Origin of the sequence: Aestuarium sp. (assembly GCF_023253315.1) — a bacterium.
GTDB classification, from domain to species: Bacteria; Pseudomonadota; Alphaproteobacteria; order Rhodobacterales; family Rhodobacteraceae; genus Marivivens; species Marivivens donghaensis.
The window spans coordinates 1-518 of sequence record NZ_JALRGW010000226.1 but is presented as its reverse complement, the minus strand read 5'-3'; the positions used below and the strand labels follow the sequence as shown (position 1 = coordinate 518).

At 42.3% G+C, this 518-nt stretch carries 2 protein-coding genes and 1 tRNA gene; all 3 read left to right on the top strand.

What is annotated here, in order from left to right:
* The first annotated feature begins 66 nt into the window (after nt 1-66).
* Nucleotides 67-303 (top strand): glutaredoxin domain-containing protein, encoded by a 237-nt coding sequence (locus AC1QQ2_RS15095; RefSeq protein WP_479713764.1) that lies wholly within the window; start codon nt 67-69, stop codon nt 301-303.
* A gap of 20 nt (nt 304-323) precedes the next feature.
* A tRNA-Arg gene (locus AC1QQ2_RS15090) sits at nt 324-397 on the top strand.
* 8 nt (nt 398-405) lie between these two features.
* Nucleotides 406-518 (top strand): NUMOD4 domain-containing protein (locus tag AC1QQ2_RS15085; RefSeq protein WP_479713765.1); only part of this gene is annotated, 113 nt, incomplete at its 3' end.

Here is a 518-nt window from a genome sequence, read left to right as displayed (position 1 = left end):
CCCATCCGTTAACATACTAACCTGAGCATGTTACAAAACTGCTCATTTCTTAACATAGGAGATGACATGTATACAGTAATCAGCAGACCTAATTGTTCATGGTGTGACAAAGCTATGGACTTGTTGTACGATGTTGGAATTGAGTATGAAAAGGTGGACATGACAAGGGAGCCTTGGGTACGTACCCTTATTCTCAAGACAGATATTACCACAGTCCCACAAGTATTCGATCACAATGGTGTTCTGATTGGTGGTTATGAAGAGTTAGCACAGCACATCAACAACCTTGACATCTATCAGTAAGTAAACTAAGCTTAACTTATCTCCACTTAGCTCAGTTGGATAGAGCAAGTGACTTCTAATCACTAGGTCGGGCGTTCGAGTCGCTCAGTGGAGGCATACGGTATGGAGGTAACCATGGAATTTAGAGATGTAGTAGGGTACGAAGACCTGTTTATGGTATCTGACACAGGTGTTGTATATAGCAAGCGTACCGAAAAGACACTCAAGCAGTGTCA

Excerpts from the sequence above, each read along its gene's own strand:
- AC1QQ2_RS15095 (WP_479713764.1), top strand. The coding sequence starts at position 67 with ATGTATACAGTAATCAGCAGACCTAATTGTTCATGGTGTGACAAAGCT.